A 4,145-nucleotide genomic window follows, 5' to 3' on the forward strand; every position below is an offset into this window, starting at 1 on the left:
TGCTAATTATGTACTTATAATACACTATACAATGTCCTACCAATAACTATGAAATCATTATTTGGCATATTTGTCCTTTGTTAGTTCTCAGTAGTCATTTGTTTATTTTCTACTGACTAATGACCAATGACCAATGACCAATGACTAATAACTAATGACTGAACCATTGATTGAACTAAAAGGTGTTTCTAAGTCCTTTGGTAGCCATAAAGTTCTAGATAATATAGACTTAACTATTTACCGGGGAGAATCACTGGGGATTATTGGGCCATCAGGGACTGGGAAATCAACTATCTTACGAGTAATAGCGGGGTTACTTAGTCCCGATGAAGGAGAAATTTATGTGCAAGGAGTGCGGCGAGAGGGTTTGATTGAAGATGGCAATCAGCAGGTTGGCATTGGTATGGTGTTTCAGCAGGCGGCGCTATTTGATTCCCTGACAGTGGAGGAGAATGTGGGATTTTTACTTTATCAAAATTCAAAGCTGCGGCGATCGCGCATCCGAGATTTGGTAAAAGAAAAATTGGAGATGGTAGGTTTGCCAGAAATAGGCAACCTCTACCCAGCCGAACTTTCCGGGGGAATGCGCAAACGGGTGAGTTTTGCCCGTGCGATTATGTCTAACCCCGACACTCCCAATGAAGGCCCAGAAGTTCTACTATACGACGAACCAACCGCCGGACTCGATCCCATTGCCTCGACAGTAATCGAAGATTTAATCCGCCACTTGCAATGTTTACATGGAGTTTGTAGTACATACGCCGTTGTTACCCACCAGGACAGCACTATCCGCCGTACATCTGATAGACTTATATTTCTCTATGAAGGTAAAGTGCAGTGGCAAGGTACAGTTAGTGAAATATACAACACAGAACATCCCTTGATCAGACAATTTATCAGTGGAAGTGTTCAAGGCCCGATTAAAGTCGCCGGCTAGAAACTTAAAAGTGAGGAGTAAAAAGTTAAATTTAACTACTAATTCCTAACTTTTAACTCCTAATTGGTTGTTAGTTGTTGGTGGAGGCAAAACAATGCGAGGTCTTATGACAAGCCGCTTCGCCTCTGGGCGAACATTTAGAGAAGGTTCTGTGGGGTTATTACTCCTGCTAGGACTAGGGGTATTTGGATTACTCTTTCTGTGGTTAAATAGATTCACTGCTGCTGGTCGTTCATACAAAATTATTGTAGAATTTGCTAACGCTGGCGGAATGCAAAAGGGAGCAGCAGTTCGCTATCGTGGCGTTAAGGTAGGAACTATTTCCAAACTTCGACCAGGGGCAAATGCCATTGATGTAGAGATTGAAATTCCCCAAACTGACCTAATTATGCCTCGCGATGTAGTGGTGGAAGCTAATCAAAGCGGGTTAATTAGCGAAAGTATTATCGACATCACACCAAGAACAACCTTACCTGCTGGGGTTGTGCTTGCTAAACCCCTAGACAAAAGTTGTGATACCAGTCTCATCGTCTGTAATGGCTCTCGCTTAAAAGGTCAGGTTGGCATCAGTGTTGATGCACTAATTCGCAGTTCAACTGAGCTAGCTGGTGCATACAATAATCCAAAATTTTATCGAAATGTCAATAGGGTTTTAGAAACTACCACAGGCGCAGCATCTAGTTTTACTGAGCTAAGTCAGGATTTACAAGGTTTGACCAAAAGCTTACGATTACAACTTAATACCTTTTCTGCCACAGCTAATTCAGTGCAACGAGCGACAAACCAACTTAATGCATCCGCTAATCAAACAGTAAATAAGTTCGGTGCAACTGCAACTCAAGCAAATCGTTTGCTGAACAACCTGGATAATCTGTTGACAACAAATCGTTCTTCGCTGGTTGGCGCTTTGAACAATATCACCGAAACCAGCAACCAACTGCGGGTTACAGTCAGTAGCTTATCACCATCTGTCAATCGATTGACTAAAGGAGAATTACTCAACAATTTAGAAACTCTTTCTGCAAATGCAGCCCAAGCCTCAGCTAATTTACGCGATGCTTCTAAAACCTTAAACGATCCAAAGAATGCGGTGTTGCTGCAACAAACTTTAGATTCAGCACGAGTAACCTTTGAAAATACCCAAAAAATTACATCTGATTTAGATGAATTGACAGGCGATCCTAATTTCCGTAAAAATCTGCGGCAATTGGTAAATGGTTTAAGTGGTTTAGTATCTTCTACACAACAGATGCAGCAACAAGTGCAGGTTGCTACTACTCTAGATTCGGTAAAAGCTGCTGTGAGCAAACCAAAGAATCTAGTTCCTATACCAGCACCAACCCAACAGGCGATGTTTAATGACAAGTCGCTACCCGTCTATGTAATTAATCCCTCACCTACTAATTTTGGAAATATCGACACCGACCTTCAACCAAGTCCCAGTCCGTCTATCCCAAACTCATCCCAAGAAAACCTGTTGAAACAGCTGCGGGAGTATGGCAAGCAACGAGGGCAACTGGAGACGGAGAAAGAGGCAATACAGGTTGACCCTTCGGCTTCGCTCACTGCTGACCCTGAGCGAAGCCGAACTGTTGAGAATTTTAAGTAAGATATTTTACTGTCAGGTAAATGTGTTGAAGCCCATCGACACCACTCGCCATAACCTTAAAAACCACATAATTTTGTTGACTGGTGTCGATTCTTTGCACAGTAAGGTTTTCAGGCTGTAAAATCCATTGCTTATTGATATAGCAGGAGGCAGAAGGCAGAAGGTAAAAGTATTACTATTCCTAGCTTTCATGCTTTCAAAATGTCCTAACCTGTGTGACTACGGCGATAATTAGTTGATGGTTGTTGACACTTTTAAGAACGAATTAACATTGGGTCATAAATTTGACACTCTTGAACCCCATAATTACACAGAATAGAGCTAGCTATATCTTGCTCATTATCTGTGCCACTAACGATAAGTATGTAATTACCTTCCTCTATTTGCTCATTGTAAAAGCGTGCCCACTCATCTGCTATTCCTAACCTCATAGCGTCAAAGCGTTCACTTAAATTAATGCCTATTAACCCAACCAATTGAGAAAAGTCTTTGCAAATTAAGGAAATCTGGTTTAATGAAAAACCTGCAACACACATATCCTTAATTGCCGCTTCAGCATTATCTATGCTATTAAAGCAACTAACACCATGCTTGGACATCATCCCACTTTTATTAGGAATGGCAGTAGCAGAAGTCGTTGTGGTCAGATAATTTGTAGTTTCATATTCACTGTTGAGATGCTCGTAAATGCCAAACTCTTCAATACCCCAACGCTGTAGTATTTCTTCTACTTTAGCAATTTCAAAAGATGTGCAATCCACGATTATTAAATAGTGTCCGTCCTCTACTCGCTCGTTATATGCTCTAGCTTGCTCTGACGACATTCCCCAACCAACTAATGCACCAGCAAAAGTCCCAGTGGCAGCACCAATACTTGCTCCAACAAGGGTTGTAACCAAAGCAGTTGCTGCTGCCCCAGCCAGCATTATTGGGCCAACTCCAGGGATTGCTAAAGTCCCAAGACCCACTAATAAACCAGTTAACCCACCAACAGCGCCCCCTGAAAGCCCTCCTACTGTTGCACCTTCATCAGCTTTATCACCAGTGTCCTCTTTAACTTCATTATCGGTAGTCTGATGATTACGCTCTGAATTTTGTACAACTACAGAGACTTTCTCCATCGCCAAGCCAGAATCTCTTAACTCATGTATTGCCTGCTCTGCATCTATTCGATGAGTAAATACGCCTATAGCACGTTGATATTGACTTAAAACCATTATTACTCCTTGGTCGCAGGGGAAAGATTAATCACTGACAAAGTTGATTCTTCAGTACCTGTTATATTAAATACGAGTTGGTTCAACTCAAAACTATCCTTAGTAATAAAATACATTCTCTCCCCCATTAGATAGGCAATAACACCCTTAACGGTGCAAATCATTTTACTAAACAATGTCTAAGCCCATCTCGTTCTGGAAATGAGGTAGCGATCGCAAGGTTTATTTTAATATTTCAAAAACTATTTGGTTATTATTTATTACTAAATCAGTAAGTAAAGGTACTGTTTTAGGATTAGCCACTTCCCGGTAGATTATAGAAAAAACATGGTGGACAACTCACAGTAACATCTGAATTAGGCAAAGGCGCAGAATTAGCAAT

Annotated in this window: 3 protein-coding genes; 2 read left to right on the forward strand and 1 reads right to left on the reverse strand. The window is 41.2% G+C overall.

Translation table 11 applies throughout. The features are described from left to right. The first annotated feature begins 154 nt into the window (after positions 1 to 154). Together V7K41_RS06310 and V7K41_RS06315 are read left to right on the forward strand one after the other, a co-directional pair. Complete coding sequence (locus V7K41_RS06310) at positions 155 to 937, forward strand: ABC transporter ATP-binding protein (protein ID WP_334846514.1); 783 nt, start codon at positions 155 to 157, stop codon at positions 935 to 937. Between the two features lie 94 nt (positions 938 to 1,031). After that, on the forward strand, positions 1,032 to 2,546 hold the full coding sequence (locus V7K41_RS06315) for an MlaD family protein (protein WP_334846516.1): 1,515 nt from the start codon (positions 1,032 to 1,034) through the stop codon (positions 2,544 to 2,546). A gap of 254 nt (positions 2,547 to 2,800) precedes the next feature. Here V7K41_RS06315 and V7K41_RS06320 read toward each other — a convergent pair whose 3' ends face one another. Further along, positions 2,801 to 3,763 (reverse strand): hypothetical protein, encoded by a 963-nt coding sequence (locus V7K41_RS06320; RefSeq protein WP_334846518.1) that lies wholly within the window; start codon positions 3,761 to 3,763, stop codon positions 2,801 to 2,803. Between the last annotated feature and the right edge of the window lie 382 nt (positions 3,764 to 4,145).

It is taken from the genome of Nostoc sp., from assembly GCF_036917415.1.
GTDB lineage: Bacteria > Cyanobacteriota > Cyanobacteriia > Cyanobacteriales > Nostocaceae > Nostoc.

Excerpts from the sequence above, each read along its gene's own strand:
- V7K41_RS06315 (WP_334846516.1), top strand. The coding sequence starts at position 1,032 with ATGCGAGGTCTTATGACAAGCCGCTTCGCCTCTGGGCGAACATTTAGA.
- V7K41_RS06310 (WP_334846514.1), top strand. The coding sequence starts at position 155 with ATGACTGAACCATTGATTGAACTAAAAGGTGTTTCTAAGTCCTTTGGT.
- V7K41_RS06320 (WP_334846518.1), bottom strand. The coding sequence starts at position 3,763 with ATGGTTTTAAGTCAATATCAACGTGCTATAGGCGTATTTACTCATCGA.